11 protein-coding genes are annotated in these 17,594 nt (G+C 67.9%); 5 read left to right on the top strand and 6 right to left on the bottom strand.

Annotated features, from left to right (window positions below; genetic code table 11):
- The first annotated feature begins 105 nt into the window (after positions 1-105).
- Complete coding sequence (locus tag ACZ48C_RS03580) at positions 106-1,386, top strand: GGDEF domain-containing protein (protein WP_464782209.1); 1,281 nt, start codon at positions 106-108, stop codon at positions 1,384-1,386.
- On the opposite strand, the gene ACZ48C_RS03585 is transcribed toward ACZ48C_RS03580, so the two are convergent.
- The 6 genes from ACZ48C_RS03585 to ACZ48C_RS03610 form a co-directional block, all read right to left on the bottom strand.
- Entirely contained in the window at positions 1,371-8,156 is a 6,786-nt protein-coding gene (locus ACZ48C_RS03585; protein WP_464782210.1) for a beta strand repeat-containing protein, read from the bottom strand. The two genes, ACZ48C_RS03580 and ACZ48C_RS03585, sit on opposite strands and share 16 nt — an antisense overlap.
- Before the next feature lie 164 nt (positions 8,157-8,320).
- Positions 8,321-9,100, bottom strand: coding sequence for an anti-sigma factor family protein (locus tag ACZ48C_RS03590; protein WP_464782211.1), 780 nt, complete (start codon positions 9,098-9,100; stop codon positions 8,321-8,323).
- Positions 9,097-9,663: an RNA polymerase sigma factor gene (locus tag ACZ48C_RS03595; RefSeq protein WP_464782212.1), complete on the bottom strand. Its 567-nt coding sequence runs from the start codon at positions 9,661-9,663 to the stop codon at positions 9,097-9,099. Before ACZ48C_RS03595 ends, ACZ48C_RS03590 begins: the two co-directional genes overlap by 4 nt.
- Positions 9,647-10,021, bottom strand: coding sequence for a COG4315 family predicted lipoprotein (locus tag ACZ48C_RS03600; RefSeq protein ID WP_119258228.1), 375 nt, complete (start codon positions 10,019-10,021; stop codon positions 9,647-9,649). The genes ACZ48C_RS03595 and ACZ48C_RS03600 overlap by 17 nt, the downstream gene beginning before the upstream one ends.
- Positions 10,022-10,130: 109 nt before the next feature.
- Entirely contained in the window at positions 10,131-11,516 is a 1,386-nt protein-coding gene (locus tag ACZ48C_RS03605) for an NAD(P)/FAD-dependent oxidoreductase (RefSeq protein WP_464782213.1), read from the bottom strand.
- 121 nt (positions 11,517-11,637) lie between these two features.
- Entirely contained in the window at positions 11,638-12,963 is a 1,326-nt protein-coding gene (locus tag ACZ48C_RS03610) for an MFS transporter (RefSeq protein WP_119258139.1), read from the bottom strand.
- Between the two features lie 312 nt (positions 12,964-13,275).
- Here ACZ48C_RS03610 and cyoA point away from each other — a divergent pair, with 312 nt between their 5' ends.
- The 4 genes from cyoA (at position 13,276) to cyoD (ending at position 17,439) form a co-directional block, all read left to right on the top strand.
- Positions 13,276-14,334 (top strand): ubiquinol oxidase subunit II, encoded by a 1,059-nt coding sequence (gene cyoA, locus ACZ48C_RS03615; protein ID WP_413251112.1) that lies wholly within the window; start codon positions 13,276-13,278, stop codon positions 14,332-14,334.
- 78 nt (positions 14,335-14,412) lie between these two features.
- Positions 14,413-16,416, top strand: a complete 2,004-nt coding sequence (cyoB, locus tag ACZ48C_RS03620; RefSeq protein WP_464782214.1) for a cytochrome o ubiquinol oxidase subunit I — start codon at positions 14,413-14,415, stop codon at positions 16,414-16,416.
- Positions 16,417-16,420: 4 nt separating this feature from the next.
- On the top strand, positions 16,421-17,044 hold the full coding sequence (cyoC, locus tag ACZ48C_RS03625; protein ID WP_464782215.1) for a cytochrome o ubiquinol oxidase subunit III: 624 nt from the start codon (positions 16,421-16,423) through the stop codon (positions 17,042-17,044).
- Positions 17,041-17,439 (top strand): cytochrome o ubiquinol oxidase subunit IV, encoded by a 399-nt coding sequence (cyoD, locus tag ACZ48C_RS03630; protein WP_119258143.1) that lies wholly within the window; start codon positions 17,041-17,043, stop codon positions 17,437-17,439. Before cyoC ends, cyoD begins: the two co-directional genes overlap by 4 nt.
- Positions 17,440-17,594: the final 155 nt, after the last annotated feature.

Genomic DNA, 17,594 nt, shown 5'->3' on the forward strand with positions numbered 1-17,594 from the left:
CCCGCTAAGGTGCCGGCATGTTGCGGTGCTTCTCGGCGCCGCGTTTCGTGCGCTGGCCGCTCCATCATGGGCCGCCAACGGTCTCCTGAAAGGAGCGCGTTCGGAATGGATGCGAAAACCATATTCACGATGGCGTCGATCATGGTGCTGGCCAACGGGGCCATCCTGACCGCCATGGGACGCGAACTGCCCGCCGGCCTCAGGCCCGCGGCGCGGCAGTGGTGTCTCGGCACGCTGCTGGTGGCGTTCGGATGCATCGTCTTCGCGCTCGGCGGTCCGTTGCCGCGGCCCCTGATGCTGACGGCGGCCAATGCGGGCTTCGCCTTCGGGCTGGCGGCCTATTGCGTGGCGATCCGCCGGTTCCTGCGGCTGCCGGTCGGCGCGTGGCTGTTCCTGCCGGCGCTGGCGGCCTCGTTGGTCGTCGCCTGGTTCTCGGCGGTCATGCCGAACTTCCATGTCCGCATGGCGGTGGTTTCCGTCGTCTGGGTCGGGCTGATGGCGATGTGCGTCAGGGATCTCATGAACAGGGGCCGCGGCGAGGCTTCGCTCGCCCGTTCCATCCTCACCGCCATGTTCGCCGGCGTCGGCCTCTATGCGGCGGCGCGCTGCATGCTCTACCTCTTCGCCGACGTTTCCGAGGGCTTTGCCGTGGAAAGCGGCGGCAACTGGCTGAACGTGCTGTCGGCCCTGCTGATGACCACGCTGCCGGTCATGGGCACCACCGCCTTCCTGCTGATGTGCTCGGACCGGCTGCAGCGCGGTCTGGAGGGGGCCGCCGACACCGACTACCTGACCGGATTGCCGAACCGGCGCAGCCTCGCCCGCGCCGGCGCCGAGGCGTTTCTTTCGGCGCGGCAGGCCGGCGGCGGCCTCTGCCTCGCGGTGTTCGACATCGACAAGTTCAAGGCGATCAACGACACCTATGGCCACGATGCCGGCGACCGTGTGCTCGTCCATGTCGCGAACCGGCTGCGCGCCGGGCTGCGCCCCGCCGACCTGATCGCCCGCACCGGCGGCGAGGAATTCGTCGTCCTCTTCCGCGACCTGGCGGAGGCCGACGGGCTCGCCATCGTCGAGCGGATGCGCGCGGCGGTGGAGAACGGCGGCTTTTCGGCGGATGGCGAAGGGGTCGCCCTGACGGTCTCGGCCGGTCTCGCCGCGCGCGCGGCCCGTGACGAGACCTATGACGACCTCCTGCGCCGGGCCGATGCGGCGCTCTATCGCGCCAAGGCGAACGGCCGCAACCGGGTCGAGGCGGCGCGGCCGGATGGAACAGCGGATGCCCGCCGGGTGCGGACCGCCCCGCCGGCCCTCGCCGCCGAGGAGGCCGCCTCTCTTGCGGCGAACCCGGAGGCCGGGTCCGCTCCGGTTCAGATCTCCAGATAGGACGAGATGATCGCCGCGATGTCGGATTGCGGATCGCTCGTCGTGGCGTCCGCCGTCGGCTCCGTGCTTTCCGTGGACGTTCCGCCCGTGCCCGACGTGCCGCCGGTCACCGTCGTTGCGGCGGGGCCGCGCGGCAGGGCGGCGACCTGCGCCGGGGTCATGGCGGCAAGCTGGGCGGGCGTGAAGGCATTGGCCTGCTCGCTGCTGAGGCCGGCGAGCGCCGCCGTGCTGAGGCCCAGCACCGCATTCGTGCCGAGGGCGACGATATGGTCCGGCGAGAAGGTGGCAAGATCGTCCGCACCGAGCCCGGCCGTCTGCGTCGCCGTCATCGCGCCCGCCTGCTCGACCGTCAGCGCCGCCACCTGGGCCGTGCTCATGGCGTTCACCTGGCTGTAGGTCAGGGCCGCGATCTGGCCGGTGCCGAGGGCCGCGATGCTTTCCGTCGACAGCCCGCTTATCACCGCCGGGGAAAGGCCCTTGATGGCCGAGGGGCTCATCGCCGCCAGTTCCTCGGTCGAGATGGTCTGCATATGCGCCGGCGTCAGGCCGGCTGTTCCGGGCGAGCTGAGGGCGGCGATCTGCGCCATAGAGAAGGCTTCGAGCTGGCCGGGCGAGAGCGCGGCGACCTGGGCGCTGCTGAGACCGGAGATCGCGCCGGTGCCGAGCGCGGCGATCTCGGCATCCGAAAGCGTCGCAAGATAGCTCGGCGGCAGGCCCTTGATGGCGCTGGAGCCGATGGCGGCGAGCTTGCTCGTCGAGAAGGTGTCGAGCGCCTCGCTCGAAAGCCCGCCGAGCGCGGCGGCCGTCAGAGCTGCGACCTGGCTGGCCGAGAGGGATTCGGCCTGCTCGAAGGTAAGGCTCGCGGCCTGCATGCCGGTAAGGCCGGCAATGCCGCTCGGGCTGAGGGCGGCGATCTGGCCGGGCGTCAGCGCCGCGATGTCCGCGACGGCGAGGGCGCCGACCTGCTTGGAGGTGAGCGCGTTGATCTGCGCGGTGGAGAGCGCGGCGATCTGGTTCGGGCTGAGGGCGCTGATCTGGCCCGTCGTCATGCCGCCGATGCCGGCGGGGCTCAGCGCCTCGATCTGCTCCGGCGAGAAGCCGGCGAGGATGGAGGCGGAAAGGCCGGCCATGGCCGCCGAGCCGATCGCCCCGATTTCCGCGGTGGTGAAGAGGGCGATGTCGGCGGCGTCGAAGGCGGCGATCTGGCGTGAGGTGAAGGCGCCGATCTGCGTCGCCGTCAGCGCCTCGACCTGATCGGCGCTGAGCGCGGCGATCTGCTCGCTCGTCATGCCGGAAATGCCGGCCGTGCCGAGGGCGGCGATCTGCGCCGTCGTCAGCGAGGCGATCATGCCGGTCGAAAGGCCGAGAATCCCCCGTGAGCTGATGGCCGCCATGTCCGCGGCCGAGAACTGCGCGAGGTCGTCGGCGCTGAAGGCCGCGATCTGCTGCGAGCTGAGGGCGCCGACCTGCGTGTTGGTGAGCGCTTCGGCCTGCGCCGTGCTGAGGGCCGCGATCTGCGCCGTCGAGAGGGCCGCGACGCCGGCCGTGCTGAGGGCGGCGATCTGCTCGGGCGAGAGGGTGGCGATATTGGCCGTGGTCAGGGCAGCCACCTGCGTCGAGCCCATCGCCGCCATCTGCAGGCTCGTCAGCGCCTCGAACTGGCTCTCGCTGAAGGTGCCGATCTGCGCGCCGGTGAGGCCCGCCGCATTCAGCGCGGCGACCTGGGCGGGGGTGAGCGCGGCGATCGCCGCCGTCGGCAGGCCCGCCACCGCGCGCGAGGTGATCGCGCCGATTTCGGCGGGCGTGAAGGTTTCTAGATTCGCGGGGCTGAAGGCGCCGATCTGCGCCGAACTCAGCGCGGCGATCTGCGTTGCCGTCAGCGCCTCGGCCTGCAGCGGCGAGAGGATGCCGATCTGCGCCGAGGTCAGGCCGGCGATGCCGTCGGCATTGAGCGCGGCGATCTGGGCCGGCGTCAGCGCCGCGATGCCGTCAGCGCGCAGCGCCGCGACCTGCCGGGAGCCGAGCGCGCCGAGCTGCGCCGTGGTCATGGCCTCGATCTGCGTGCCGGAAAGTGCCGCGACCTGGTCGCTCGAAAGCCCGGAAAGGCCGGCGGCGCTCAGCGCCGCGATCTGGCCGGTCGACAGCGAGGCGAGCATGGCGGTCGAAAGGCCCGCGATCGCGCCCGAGCCGATGGCCGCGATGTCCGCGGAGGAGAAGGTGTCGAGCTTGGCCATGTCCAGCGCGGCGATCTGGCGCGAGGAGAAGGCCGCGATCTGCGTCGGCGTCAGCGCCTCGGCCTGCGCGGTGGAGAAGGCGGCGATCTGCTCGGGCGTCAGGCCGGCGATGGCCGCCGCGCTGAGGGCGGCGATCTGCGCCGTCGAGAGCGTCGCGATATAGGCCGGGCCGAGATTGGCGATCTGCCGCGCGTTGAGCGCGCGGACCTGATCGGCCGAAAGCGCATCGAGCTGGTCGCTGGAAAGGGCGGCGATCTGCTTCGTCCCGAGCCCGCCGATGGCCGCGGTGCTGAGCGCGGCGACCTGCCCCGTCGAGAGGGCGGCGATCACCTCGGTCGAAAGGCCGCCGATGGCATCCGAGCCGATGGCGGCGATCTCGCGCGTCGAGAAGGTCGCGATGCCGTCGGATGTGAAGGCGGCGAGCTGCGTGGAGCTGAGCGCGCCGATCTGGCTCGTCGTCAGGGCTTCCGCCTGCGCGAGGCTGAGGGCGGCGATCTGCTTGGTGGTGAGGCCGGCGATGCCGGTGGAGCTGAGGGCGGCGATCTGCGCCGTCGAAAGGGCCGCGAGCGCCTCGGTCGAAAGGCCCGGCAGGGCGCCGGACGAGATGGCGGCCATTTCCTGGGTGGAGAAGGTCGCGATGTCCTCGGGGCTGAGGGCGGCGATCTGCGTCGAGCTCAGCGCCGCGATCTGCGTGCGGGTCAGCGCCTCGGCCTGCGCGGTCGTGAGGGCGGCGAGCTGCTGGGTGGTCATCGCACCCATGGCGGCCGCACTGAAGGCGGCGATCTGGGCGGTGGAGAGCGAGGCGAGCGTCGCCGCCGAAATGCCCTTGATGGCGCTGGCGGTGATCATCGATATGTCCTTCGTGGAGAAGGTCGCGATCTCCGCCGTGCCGAATTCGCCGATCTGGTCGGGATTCAGCGCGCCGACCTGGGCGCTGGTCAGCGCCTCGGCCTGGCTGGTGCTGAGCACGGCAAGCTGCTGCGAGGTGAAGCCGGCGATGCTGCCGGCATTGAGGGCCGCGATCTGCCCGGTCGTGAGGGCGGCGATCTGCGCCGTGCCGAAGGCGGAAATCTGCGAGGAGGTCAGCGCGGCCATCTGCCGTGTGCCGAGCGCGCCGATCTGCGACAGGCTGAGCGCGGCGATCTGGCTCGAGGTGAGGCCGGAAACGCCGGAGGCGCTGAGGGCGGCGAGCTGGGCGTTCGACAGGGCATCGAGGTCGGACGGATTGAGCGCTGCGACCTGGCCGGACGACAGGGCCGCGATCTGCGCGGTGGTCAGTGCAGCGATCTGGTCGGAGCCCAGCGCGCTTATCTGGCCGGAGCGCAGCCCGGAAACGGCCGCCGGGGTGAGGCCGGCGAGCTGTTCGGGGGTGAGCGCCTTCACATCCGTGTCGAGCGCGCCGGCCTGGGCGGCGGTCAGCGCCTTGAGATGGGCGGCGGAAAGCTGGCTGACCTGCAGCGGGCTCAGCGCCTCGATCTGGTCGCTGGTCAGGCCGGTGAAGGCGCTGGTGCTGAGGGCGGCGATCTGCGCCGAGGTCAGCGAGGCGAAGGTGTCCGGGGCGATGCCGGAGACCGCGCCGCGGCTGAGGGCGGCGATCTGGGCGGTCGAGAGCGCGCGGATGTCCTGCGGTTCGAGTGCGCCGATCTGGGCGGAGGTGAAGCCGCCGATCTGCGCCGTCGAGAAGGCCGCGATCTGCGCGCTCGTCAGCGCCTCCATCTGCGAGGCGGTCAGGCCGGAGAGGGTCGTGCGGCTGAGCGCTGCGATCTGCGCGGTGGTGAGCCCGGCGATCGCCGCAGGGCTGAGACCCGCGATGGCCTTGCTGGAGATCGCCGCGAGGTCTTCCGTCGAGAAGGTGGCGAGATCCGCCCCGCTGAGGGCGGAAAGCTGCGCGGAGGTCAGCGACTTGACCTGCTGCGAGGAAAGCGCCTCGATCTGCGCCGTGCTCAGCATCTCGATCTGGTCGGCCGAAAGGCCGCCGATCGCGCCCGTGCCGATGGCGGTGATCTGCCCGGTCGCAAGGGCCCTCAGGAAGGCTTCGCCGAGGCTGGCGATCTGCGCCGCCGTCAGGCCGCCGATCTGGCCGCTCGTGAGCGCGGCGATCTGGGCGGTCGAGAGTTCGGCGAGCGCTGCGCTGCCAAGGCCGTTGATGGACTTGGTGTTGATCGCCGCCATGTCCTCGGTGGAGAAGGTCGCGATGCCCTCCGCGCCGAGCGCCGTGATCTGCTTGGCGTTCATTCCGCGGATCTGGTCGGGCGTGAGCGCCTCGACCTGGCCGGTGCTCAGCGCCGCGATCTGCAGGGTGGAAAGGCGCGCGACGACGCTCGGGCTGAGCGCGGCGACCTGCTCGGGCGACAGGGCGGCGATGGCCGAGGTCGGCAGGCCGGCAATGGCCTTGCTGTTGATCGCCGCGATCTGGGCGGGCGTCATGTCGGCCAGCACGGCCGGGTCGATGGCCGCGATCTGCGCGGCGTTCAGCGCCCCCATCTGCGAGCGAGCAAGCGCCGCGATCTGCTCCGTCTTCATCGCGCTGATCTGCGCCGTGGAAAGACCGGTGAGCGCAAGGGTGCCGAAGGCGCCGATCTGCTCGAGCGAAAGGGCGGCAAGGACGCTGCTGCCGATGCCGGAAACCGCCCTGTTGCTGAGGGCCGCGATATCGGCCGTCGAGAAGGTCGAGAGCGCATCGACGCTCAGCACGGCAAGCTGCGCGGCGGTCAGCGCCTTCACCTGCGTCGGGGTGAGGGCTTCGATCTGGCCGTTGTCGAGGGCGGCGATCTGCGTCGTCTTGAGCGCACCGATCTGGGCGGAGGTCAGCGCCGCGATCTGGCCGGTGGTAAGGGCGGCGAGCGCATCCGGGCCGAGGCCGATGAGCGCGTTGTTGCGGATCGCAGCGATGTCGCTGCTGGAGAAGGTCGAGAGCGTCTCCGGCCTGAAGGCGGCGATCTGCGCCGCGGTCATCACCTTGATCTGGGCGGGCGTGAAGGCCTCGACCTGGCTTTCGTCCAGCGCGGCGATCTGCGCCGGGGTGAGGGCGGCGACCGCCTTCGTGCTGAGCGCGGCGATCTGCGCCGGCGTCATGCCCGAAATGGTATCCGGGCTGAGACCGGCGACCGCGGCCGGCGAGAGGGCCGCGATGTCGGCTGTCGAGAAGGTGGCGATACCGGCCTTGTCGAGGGCGGCGGCCTGGACGGCGGTGAAGCCCTTCATCTGCGTCGGGGTGAAGGCCTCGACCTGCGCCTCGCTCATGGCGCCGATCTGGCTAGCCGTGAGGCCCCGCACCGCCGCGCTGCCGAAGGCGGCGACTTGGCGGGTGGAGAGCGCCACGATGCTGTCGGTCGTGAAGGCGGAGACCTGCAGGGCGGTGAGCGCCGCGATCTGCGCGGTGGAGAGCGCGCCGACCTGCTCGGTGCTGAGGGCGGCGATGGCCGCCGTGCTGAGCCCGGACAGCGATTTCGCCGAAATCGCGGCAAGGCTGTCGGTTGACATGCGCGCGAGGTCGTCGGCGCTGAAGGCGGCGATCTGCGCGGCGCCCATGGCGGCGAGCTGCCTGGATGTGAGCGCGGCGGTCTGGTCGGGCGTGAAGGCGGCGACCTGCGCGACCGAAAGGCTCTGGATGGCCTGCACGCTCAACGCGGCGACCTGCTCTTCGGAAAGCGCCGCGATGGCGTCGGTGCTGAGTCCCGAAAGGGCCTTGGCCGCGATGGCGGCGATGTCCTCGGCCGAGAAGGTGGCAAGGCCGTCGGCGGAGATGGCGCCGAGCTGCTGGGCCGACAGCGCCTTGACCTGCGCGGGCGTCAGCGCCTCGACCTGCCCTTCGGAGAGTGCGCCGATCTGTGCGGTGGAGAAGCCGGTGATGGCGCCGCTGCTCAGCGCCGCGATCTGTTCGGCCGAGAACGCCTTGACCGCCTCCGCGCTCAGCGCCGCGATCTGCGCGGGCTTGAGCAGCGCGATCTGCGCCGTCGTCATCGCGGCGATCTGGTCGGGCGTGAGCGCTCCGGTCTGGTCCGTCGTAAGGCCGGCGACGGCGAGCGGCGCGAGCGCGGCGACCTGCCCGCTGGAGAGCGCCGCCAGCGCCGCGGGGCTGAGGCCCTGCACCGCCTTGTAGCTGATCGCCGCCATGTCCTCGGTCGAGAAGGTCGCAAGGTCCTCCGGGGCGAGGGCCGCAAGCTGCGCGGTGCCCAGCGCCTGGACCTGCGACGGCGTCAGGGCCTCGGCCTGGTCGGCCGAAAGCGCGCCGACCTGCGATGCGGTCAGCACCGCGACCTGGCCCGTCGTCAGGTTCTCGATGGAGGAATGGGTGAGCGCGCCGATCTGGTCGAGCGACAGGCCGATGATGGCGCCCTGCGAGATGGCGCTGATCTGGCCGTCGCTGAGAATGCCGATATCCTCGAGTTCCAGCGCCGCGATCTGCTTGGAGGAGAAGGCGCCGATCTGGCTCGTGGACAGCGAGGCCACGTCCTCGGTCGACCATTGCTGGATCGTCTCCGTCGAAAGCTGCCGGATCTGGCTGAGGCTGAGCGAGGAAACGATCGACGTCATGGCAAAATCCTGGGCAAAGTCCTGAAAGAAGGAAACGAAAACACACGTAAATGCACGATCCGGCAGCCTGCTCGATACAACCGTGAGCTTGCCTGAACCTGTAGGTGTGTCCTCGCCGGCCGGACGTGCCCGCCCGGCCCTTCGCTCCGCCCTTCCGGCGTCCCTCAGGTGGGGAACTGGCGGTAGCATTCCTCGGCGATCTGCTGCAGGACATCGCGGGAAATGTCGCCTGTCACGGCATAGCCGAGGTCCCCGTCGATCCAGTAGAAGGTCTCGATGCCGCTTGCTGACGCGAAGCGGAAGCTCGTCGTGCGATTGTCCCCGTTGCGCCCGACGAGGACGGTCACGCGCCGCCCGGCCTCGTTCTCGTACATGAACATGGCGCCCGGCCTGTCGGCGACGGGAAGGAGGCGGCCGCCGACCAGCCGGAAGCCGATGGATTGCAGGCTCGGCACCTTGAGATCCGGTATGGCGAGCCGCTTGCCGAGCCATGCGGCGAGATGCGCCTCCTCGTCGGCGAAGACCTCCACGGGATGGCGCACCTCGCTCGCATAGATGAGATAGGCGTTGCGCGCCTCCTGCGGCAGCGCGTCCATCGCCGCGACTTGCTGCGGCGGCGCTTCGAAAAGGGGCGGCACGAAATGGCCGGCAAGCCCGCCGAGCACGAAAAGGCCGGCGGCGGCGGCCGCCATGGCGAAGCGGCGGAAGCCTGCCCCTGCCGCCGCCGGCGACGAGACGAGACGGGCATCGGACGGGCGGGAAACGGCATGGCCGGCAAAGGCGTCGCGCAGGCTCTCGTTCTGCGCCTGCCAGTCGGCGACGAGCCGGGCGGCTTCCGGGTCCTCCGCCAGATGATCCTCGACGTGCCGGCGCTCCGCCTCGTCGAGCAGCCCGTCGACATAGGCGTGCAGGTCGGGTTCGCCGATGGGTTGGCGCTCGCTCATCGTGGGCTCCGCAAATGAATGACGTTTTCCTCCTGCAGCCTTTGCCGCAGCATCTGCCGGGCGCGCGAAAGGCGCGACATGACGGTACCGACAGGAATTTCCAGGATCCCGGCGACCTCCTGGTAGGAATGGCCTTCGACGGCGACGAGCATCAGCACCGCCCGCGCCTCCTTCGGCAGGATCTCCAGCGCCTGCACCAGGCGGTTGCGTTCCAGCGGATCGGAAGGTGCGGCGTTCTCGGCGATGGCGTCGGCTTCCTCGATGCCGACGGAAGGCCGCCGCGCGACGGCCCGTTGCGCGTTGAGATGCAGGTTGGTCATGATCCGGTAGGCCCAGGCGCGAATGTTCGCGCCGCGCCATTGCGCGCGGTGGACGAGCGCCTTCTCGACGCAGTCCTGCAAGAGATCCTCGCTCTCCGCGTCGGAGCGCGTCAGGCTGCGCGAATAGCGCCGCAACTGCGGCAGGAGGGCAAGGATCTGCGCCTCGAAGGCAGGGGGCGGGGAGGCGTCGCCTTCCCGCCCGCCGCCATCGGTCATGGCGTGGGGATCACGGCCTTGCGACATTCCAGACGCCGTTCATGCCGTCGCCGGTCGCATCGCCTTCCTTGGTGTCCTTGGCCCAGTAGTAAAGCGGCATGCCGTCCTTCGCCCATTGCTTCGACCCGTCCTTGCGGGTGACGAGCGAATATGCGCCTTCTGCCTTGGCGTTGGAAGCGGCCTTGGCCGGCGGCCAGTTGGCGGCGCATTTGTCGTAGCAGGCGGACTTGCCGTGCTTGTCCTTCTTGAAGGTGTAGAGGGTCATGCCCTTTTCGCCGGCAAGCACCTCGCCCTTGTCGGTCTTCACGGTCTTGAACGGCTCTGCCGCAAAGGCGGTGCCGGCAAGGAGGGCGGCAGCCAGCGGGACGAGAACAAAGAGCTTCATGGTCTTCTCCATCGTTATGACGCGCTTCCGGAGCCGTCCATGCCAAGACACCGGACCCCGCCGGTTTATTCCGTCCCGCGATGGAAAAATGTAAGGACCCGCCGCCGGCTCAATGTCCGGTGATGCCGTCGGCGATGGCGGCGAGCCGCGACGTGTGCTGGAGGCCCGTAAATTCCCGCGCATCCGCCATGCGGTAGAGCTGGTACATGGAATGGACGCCGAGCCAGCGGAAGGGCTCCGGCTCCCATGGGCGCACCATGCGGTTGACCCAGGGAAGGCCGGTGAGTTCCGTTTCGCGCCGGAGCACGAGGTCGGCCAGGGTCCGCCCCGCGAGGTTGGAGGAGGAGACGCCCAGCCCGACATAGCCGCCGGCCCAGCCGATGCCCGTTTCCCGGTCGAAGCCCGCCGTCGTGCACCAGTCGCGCGGCACGCCGAGCACGCCGCACCAGGCATGCTCGATCTTGAGGGATTTCGTCTGCGGCAGGAGGCGAGTGAGGATGGCATGGAGGGCGTCGATGGTCGCCTGCTGCGTCCGGCCGTCGATATCGGTCTTCGATCCGAAGCGGTAGGGAACGCCGCGACCGCCCATGGTGATGCGGCCCTCGCGGGTGCGCTGGGCATAGCAATAGGCATGCGCCGCATCGCCGAGCAGTTCATGGCCTTCCCAGCCGATCTCCCGCCACAGCGCCTCGGGCAGCGGCTCGGTGACGATCTGTGCGCTGTTGAGCGGCAGCCATGTGCGCTCATGGCCCGGCAGGCCGGCGGTGAAACCCTCCGTGGCGCGGATGACGACCGGCGCGCGGACGATGCCGCGCTCCGTCTCGACGCGGCCCTTCGTGAAGCCGGTGACGGCGGTGCCCTCGAAGATGCGGACGCCGAGGCCCTCGACCACGTTGGCAAGGCCGCGCACCAGCTTGGCCGGCTGGACCCGCGCCATGTCGCGGATGACGAAGGCGCCCTCGACGCCGGCGATGCGGATGCGCCGCGCCGCTTCCTCCGCCGAGAGCATCTCCATGCGGTCGGCCGGCATCTCCCAGTCGAGGTAGAACTGATATTCCTCGCGGGCGCGCTCCAGTTGCGGCCTGTTGGTGGCAACGGTGATGTTGTCGACGCGCAGGATATCGGCATCGATGCCCTCGGCCTCAGCGACGCGGATCACCTCGTCCACCGTGCCGGCCATGGCCCGCTGCATGTCGACCACCGCGCCGCGCGTCGCGGTCTTGAGGTACTTTTCCCGCGACCAGCCGAAGCCGCCGGAAAGCCAGCCGCCGTTCCGCCCCGAGCCGCCGAAACCGGCAAATTCGCGCTCGACGACGACGATGTCGAGCGAGGGATCGGCCTTCTTCAGGTAATAGGCGGTCCACAGGCCCGTATAGCCGGCGCCGATGATGCAGACATCGGCCTCGCGGTCGCCGGGAAGGGCGGGACGCCTTTGCGGCACGCCGCCGATATCGGCGTACCAGAAGGATATGTTGCCGTTCGTCGTCACGTCCATATGCGCTGCCTTCGCTTCCGCCGTTCCTGACGTGAAGGCATATTGGCCGGCGGGAGCCTTGGCAATCGCCGGACGAAAAGGGCGCCCCGCGGGGCGCCCTCCGGATGCGGTGTGGAGACCGTTACTGCTGGTCGAGAACCTTCGTCAGGCTGAGGGCCGCGATGGTGCAGATCGCGCCGGAGATCAGGTAGCCGCCGATGAAGATGATGCCGAAGCTGGAGGCGAGACCCAGCGCCACGAGCGGCGCGAAGGCGGCGCCGATCAGCCAGGCGAGGTCCGAGGTCAGCGCCGCGCCGGTATAGCGGTAATACTGCGTGAAGCGCGAGGAGACGGCGCCGGAGGACTGGCCGAAGGTGAGGCCGAGGATGAAGAAGCCGATGAGGATATAGGCATCCTGGCCCTTGCCGCCGGCATCGAGCAGGAACGGCGCGGAGAAGGAGAAGATCGCGATCAGGATCGCACCGGCCATCAGCTGGTTGCGCCGGCCGATCCGGTCGGCGATGACGCCGGAAAGGATGATGCCGACCGCGCCGAAGGCCGCGCCCGCCACCTGCACCCAGAGGAATTCCGCCGCCGACTGGCCGCCCTTGAGCGTGACCCAGCTGAGCGGGAAGATCGTTACGAGATGGAACATCGCGAAGCTGGCGAGCGGCACGAAGGCGCCGAGCACGACGTCGATGGCGTGCTTGCTCAGCATCTCGAAGATCGGCCGGGCCTGCAGCTCCTGCGCCTCCATGGCCGCGCCGAATTCCTTGCTGGCGACGATGCGCAGGCGCGCGAAGAGCGCCACCACGTTGATGGCGAAGGCGACGAAGAAGGGATAGCGCCAGCCCCAGGCGAGGAAGTCCGCCTCCGAGAGATTGCTGACGAAATAGCCGAAGAGGATGCTGGCCAGCGCAAAGCCGATGGGCGCGCCGAGCTGCGGGATCATCGCGTACCAGCCGCGATGGTTGGCCGGGGCGCTGAGGTTCAGCAGCGAGGCGAGGCCGTCCCAGGCGCCGCCGAGCGCAAAACCCTGTCCGAGCCGGAAGAGCGCGAGGAGGGCCACCGCCCAGTAGCCGAGCGTGTCGTATCCCGGCAGGAAGGCGATGGAGGCCGTCGAGCCGCCGAGGATCACCAGCGCCACCGTGAGCTTCGTGCCGCGCCCGTAGTTGCGGTCGATCCACATGAAGACGAAGGAGCCGACCGGGCGGGCGAGGAAGGCGAGGGGGAACAGCGCGAAGGACATCAGCGTCGCCGCCACCGCATTGGGCGCGAAGGGGAAGATGAGCTTCGGGAAGACGAGGATGGAGCCGAGGCCGTAGACGAAGAAGTCGAAGAATTCCGACGTGCGGCCGATCACCACGCCGATGGCGACGCTGCCCGGCGAGAGCGGCTTGTCGTCCTGGTGCATGCGGCGGGCATCCCGCTCCAGACCGGACGATGTGGGATTGATGGCCGAACTCATGAACGCCTCCGCGTGGATTAGGGTCATGTCACTAGAATGTTGATCAATCGGCCTCGAAGATCAAGGACCGGCATGCGTCGCTTTGCTGGTGCCGGAAATTGACAACGGGCATTTCTATTGCGCTAGTACAATCGCGCATCGACAGAAAGCCCCTGATTGTCTACCGTGCTGCGACAGAATGCTGCGCTGCGACGATGGACCTCATTTCCAACCGCCACCGCGCCCGACTATTGCCGACTAGACAGAACGCAAGTTGAGGCCGCAATGCCGAAGCAATTCAGTTTAGCCCGACACTCGATCACTTTGGCTCCCATGCTCGCCATCCTTTCCGGATGCAATATGGTCGTGATGTCTCCTTCCGGCGATATCGCCACGCAGCAAAGGGACCTGATCGTCATCTCGACGGTCCTGATGCTGCTGATCATCGTGCCGGTGATCTTCCTGACCCTCTTCTTCGCCTGGCGCTACCGCCAGTCCAACACGGCGGCCAAGTACGATCCCGAATGGCACCATTCCACGGGCCTCGAGGTCATCATCTGGTCGGCCCCGCTCGCCATCATCATCGCGCTCGGGGCGATCACCTGGGTCAGCACCCACAAGCTCGATCCCTACCGCCCGCTCGACCGGATCGACGCCGCGCGGCCGGTCTCCGAAGAGACGAAGCCGATCACCGTCGAGGTGGTGGCGCTCGACTGGAAGTGGCTGTTCTTCTATCCGGACTACGGCATCGCCACGGTCAACGAGATGGCAGCGCCCGTCGACGTGCCGATCAACTTCAAGCTCACCGCCTCCTCGGTGATGAACTCCTTCTACGTCCCCGCGCTCGCCGGCATGATCTACACGATGCCGGGCATGGAGACGAAGCTGCACGCCGTCATCAACAAGGCCGGCGAATATGACGGCTTCTCGTCCAACTACAGCGGCGACGGCTTCTCCCATATGCGCTTCAAGTTCCACGGGGTGGACCAGGCCGGCTTCGACGCCTGGGTCGCGCAGGTCAAGCAGAACGGCACGGCGCTCAACCGCGACGCCTATCTCAAGCTCGAAAAGCCGAGCTCCAGGGAGCCGGTGCGCTACTACGCCTCCGTCGACGACGGGCTCTATGAGGCCGTGCTCAACATGTGCGTGCGCGAAGGCCAGATGTGCATGAAGGACATGATGCATATCGACATGATGGGCGGCGCGGGCAAGGAGAGCCAGGAGAACCGGGCGAAGCTCCAGCACGACAACCGCCACGCCGCCGGGGAGGGGACCGCCGCGACCTTCCCCGAGACCGGCAATCCCGCGCGCAGCGAGGAGCCGGCCGAGGGCGTCGAGGAGCGGCAGGACAAACCCGCCGCGATGGACCACGACGCGCACCAGTCGCACTAGACCTCATGGCGCCCGCCCCGGCGGCGGGTGCCCAAGGCCCGGACAAGGGCCGCATCTGAAACGATATTGGACGATCCCATGTTCGGTGACACCAGCCTCACGCATTTCCTCTTCGGACGGCTTACCCTGGAGGCGATCCCCTATCACGAGCCTATTCTCGTCGTGACCTTCGCCGTGGTGGCGCTGGGCGGCATCGCGCTCCTCGCGCTCATCACCAAGTTCAGGCTCTGGGGCTATCTCTGGAACGAGTGGTTCACGTCGGTCGATCACAAGAAGATCGGCATCATGTACATCATCCTCGCCATCGTCATGCTGCTGCGCGGTTTTTCCGACGCGATCATGATGCGCATCCAGCAGGCGATCGCCTTCAACGGCAGCGAGGGCTACCTGCCGCCGCATCACTACGACCAGGTCTTCACCGCCCATGGCGTGATCATGATCTTCTTCGTGGCGATGCCCTTCGTCACCGGCTTCATGAACTATGTCGTGCCGCTGCAGATCGGCGCGCGCGACGTCTCCTTCCCCTTCCTCAACAACTTCTCCTTCTGGATGACGACGGCCGGCGCGATCATCATCATGATGTCGCTCTTCGTCGGCGAGTTCGCGCGCACCGGCTGGCTGGCCTATCCGCCGCTGTCGGGCGCGGACTACAGTCCCGGCGTCGGGGTCGACTATTACATATGGGGCCTGCAGGTGGCGGGCGTCGGCACGACGCTGTCCGGCATCAACCTCATCGCGACCATCGTGAAGATGCGCGCGCCGGGCATGACCTTCATGAAGATGCCGATCTTCACCTGGACCTCGCTCTGCACGAACATCCTGATCGTCGCGACCTTCCCGATCCTCACCGCCACGCTCGCGCTGCTCTCGCTCGACCGCTATGTCGGCACGAACTTCTTCACGAACGACCTCGGCGGCAACCCGATGATGTATATCAACCTCATCTGGATCTGGGGCCACCCGGAGGTCTACATTCTCGTCCTGCCGGCCTTCGGCATCTTCTCCGAGGTGGTGGCGACCTTCTGCGGCAAGCGCCTCTTCGGCTATGCCTCGATGGTCTATGCGACCTGCGTGATCATGATCCTCTCCTACCTCGTGTGGCTGCACCACTTCTTCACGATGGGCTCGGGCGCCTCGGTCAACGCCTTCTTCGGCATCACCACCATGATCATCTCGATCCCGACGGGGGCGAAGATGTTCAACTGGCTCTTCACCATGTATCGCGGGCGCATCCGCTACGAGGTGCCGATGCTGTGGACGGTCGGCTTCATGGTGACCTTCGTCATCGGCGGCATGACGGGCGTGATGCTGGCCATCCCGCCGGCCGACTTCGTGCTGCACAATTCGCTGTTCCTCATCGCCCATTTCCACAATGTCATCATCGGCGGCGTGCTGTTCGGGCTGATGGCGGGCGTCGTCTACTGGTTCCCCAAGGCCTTCGGCTACAAGCTCGATCCCTTCTGGGGCAAGATGAGCTTCTGGTTCTGGCAGATCGGCTTCTTCTTCGCCTTCATGCCGCTCTACGTGCTCGGCCTGATGGGCGTCACCCGCCGCGTCAGCCAGTTCGAGGATCCCTCGCTGCAGATCTGGTTCGTCATCGCCGCCTTCGGCGCCGTCCTGATCGCGCTCGGCATCGCCTCCTTCATCGTCCAGCTCGTCGTCAGCTACCTGAGGCGCGACCAGCTGCGCTGCGACAGCGGCGATCCATGGGACGGCCGCACGCTGGAATGGTCGACCTCCTCGCCGCCGCCGGACTACAACTTCGCCTTCACGCCCGTCGTGCACGACCACGACAGCTGGTACGACATGAAGAACCGCGGCTATGTGCGCCCGCTGGAAGGCTTCAGGCCGATCCACATGCCGAAGAACACCGGCACGGGCGTCATCCTCGCCGGGATCAGCACGGTGCTCGCCTTCGCGCTGATCTGGTACATCTGGTGGCTGGCGGCGCTCTCCCTCATCGCGATCGTCGCGGTGTCGATCGCCCATACCTTCAACTACGACCGCGACTTCTTCATCCCCGTCGAGACGGTGACGGCGACCGAGGACGCGCGCACGAAACTGCTGCAAGAACGGACCTGAGCCCATGAGCGCGACCCAAGTCCACGACGCCGGCGAAAAGCCGACCTTCTACCTGACGGAAGAGCACCATCCGGAAAACAGCACCATGCTGGGCTTCTGGCTCTACCTGATGAGCGACTGCCTGATCTTCGCCGTGCTGTTCGCGACGCACGCCGTGCTCGGCCGCAACTATGCCGCCGGTCCGTCGCCCGCCGACCTCTTCGACCTGACGCTCGTCGCGATCAACACGGCGATGCTGCTCTTCTCCTCCATCACCTACGGCTTCGCGATGCTCCAGATGGAGCGCAACGCCAAGATGGAGACCTTGGTCTGGCTCGCCATCACCGGCGTCTTCGGCGCGGCCTTCCTCGGGCTGGAACTCTACGAGTTCTACCACCTGATCCTCGAGGGCGCCGGCCCGACGCGCTCGGCCTTCCTGTCGTCCTTCTTCACGCTGGTCGGCACGCACGGCCTGCACGTTACCTTCGGCATGATCTGGCTGATCACGCTGATGGTGCAGGTCAAGAGGCGCGGCCTCACCCATGAGAACCGCCGCCGGCTGATGTGCCTTTCCATGTTCTGGCACTTCCTCGACGTCATCTGGATCGGCGTCTTCTCCTTCGTCTATCTTCTCGGAGTCCTCGGATGAGCGCGCACCACACCCACGAAAGCGCGGCCGAAGCCCATCACGGGCACAGCCACGGGCACGAGGCCGGCCACGGCTCCTTCAAGGGCTACATGATCGGCTTCCTCCTGTCGGTCGTCCTGACTGCCATTCCCTTCTGGCTGGTCATGGCGGGCGTCATGGAAAGCAAGCTGCTGACGGCCGTCCTCGTCATGGGCATCGGCGTCGTGCAGATCTTCGTGCACATGGTCTACTTCCTGCACATGAACCCGCGCTCGGAAGGCGGCTGGACGCTGATGGCGCTGATCTTCACGCTCATCATCGTCGGCATCGCGCTGGCGGGCTCGCTCTGGGTCATGCACCACCTCAACGCCAACATGATGCCGATGACCCACGAGATGATGAAGAACATGCCATGAGGGTGGCGGTGGGTGTGGGCATGGCCGGGAAGGCCGGAAGCGTCGTCGATACCCCCCTCTGCCCTGCCGGGCATCTCCCCCACAAGGGGGGAGATCGGCAAGACGCGAAAACCTTGCTCAATCGGCAATGCTGGAGAGGGGTGAAACGCTGCCCC

It is taken from the genome of Shinella sp. 1A1 (assembly GCF_055379515.1).

Bases quoted from the DNA above. Each gene is read 5' to 3' on its own strand.
- cyoC (WP_464782215.1), top strand. From the start codon at position 16,421: ATGAGCGCGACCCAAGTCCACGACGCCGGCGAAAAGCCGACCTTCTAC.
- ACZ48C_RS03595 (WP_464782212.1), bottom strand. From the start codon at position 9,663: ATGTCGCAAGGCCGTGATCCCCACGCCATGACCGATGGCGGCGGGCGG.
- ACZ48C_RS03610 (WP_119258139.1), bottom strand. From the start codon at position 12,963: ATGAGTTCGGCCATCAATCCCACATCGTCCGGTCTGGAGCGGGATGCC.
- ACZ48C_RS03605 (WP_464782213.1), bottom strand. From the start codon at position 11,516: ATGGACGTGACGACGAACGGCAACATATCCTTCTGGTACGCCGATATC.
- ACZ48C_RS03585 (WP_464782210.1), bottom strand. From the start codon at position 8,156: ATGACGTCGATCGTTTCCTCGCTCAGCCTCAGCCAGATCCGGCAGCTT.
- cyoD (WP_119258143.1), top strand. From the start codon at position 17,041: ATGAGCGCGCACCACACCCACGAAAGCGCGGCCGAAGCCCATCACGGG.
- cyoA (WP_413251112.1), top strand. From the start codon at position 13,276: ATGCTCGCCATCCTTTCCGGATGCAATATGGTCGTGATGTCTCCTTCC.
- ACZ48C_RS03600 (WP_119258228.1), bottom strand. From the start codon at position 10,021: ATGAAGCTCTTTGTTCTCGTCCCGCTGGCTGCCGCCCTCCTTGCCGGC.
- ACZ48C_RS03590 (WP_464782211.1), bottom strand. From the start codon at position 9,100: ATGAGCGAGCGCCAACCCATCGGCGAACCCGACCTGCACGCCTATGTC.
- cyoB (WP_464782214.1), top strand. From the start codon at position 14,413: ATGTTCGGTGACACCAGCCTCACGCATTTCCTCTTCGGACGGCTTACC.
- ACZ48C_RS03580 (WP_464782209.1), top strand. From the start codon at position 106: ATGGATGCGAAAACCATATTCACGATGGCGTCGATCATGGTGCTGGCC.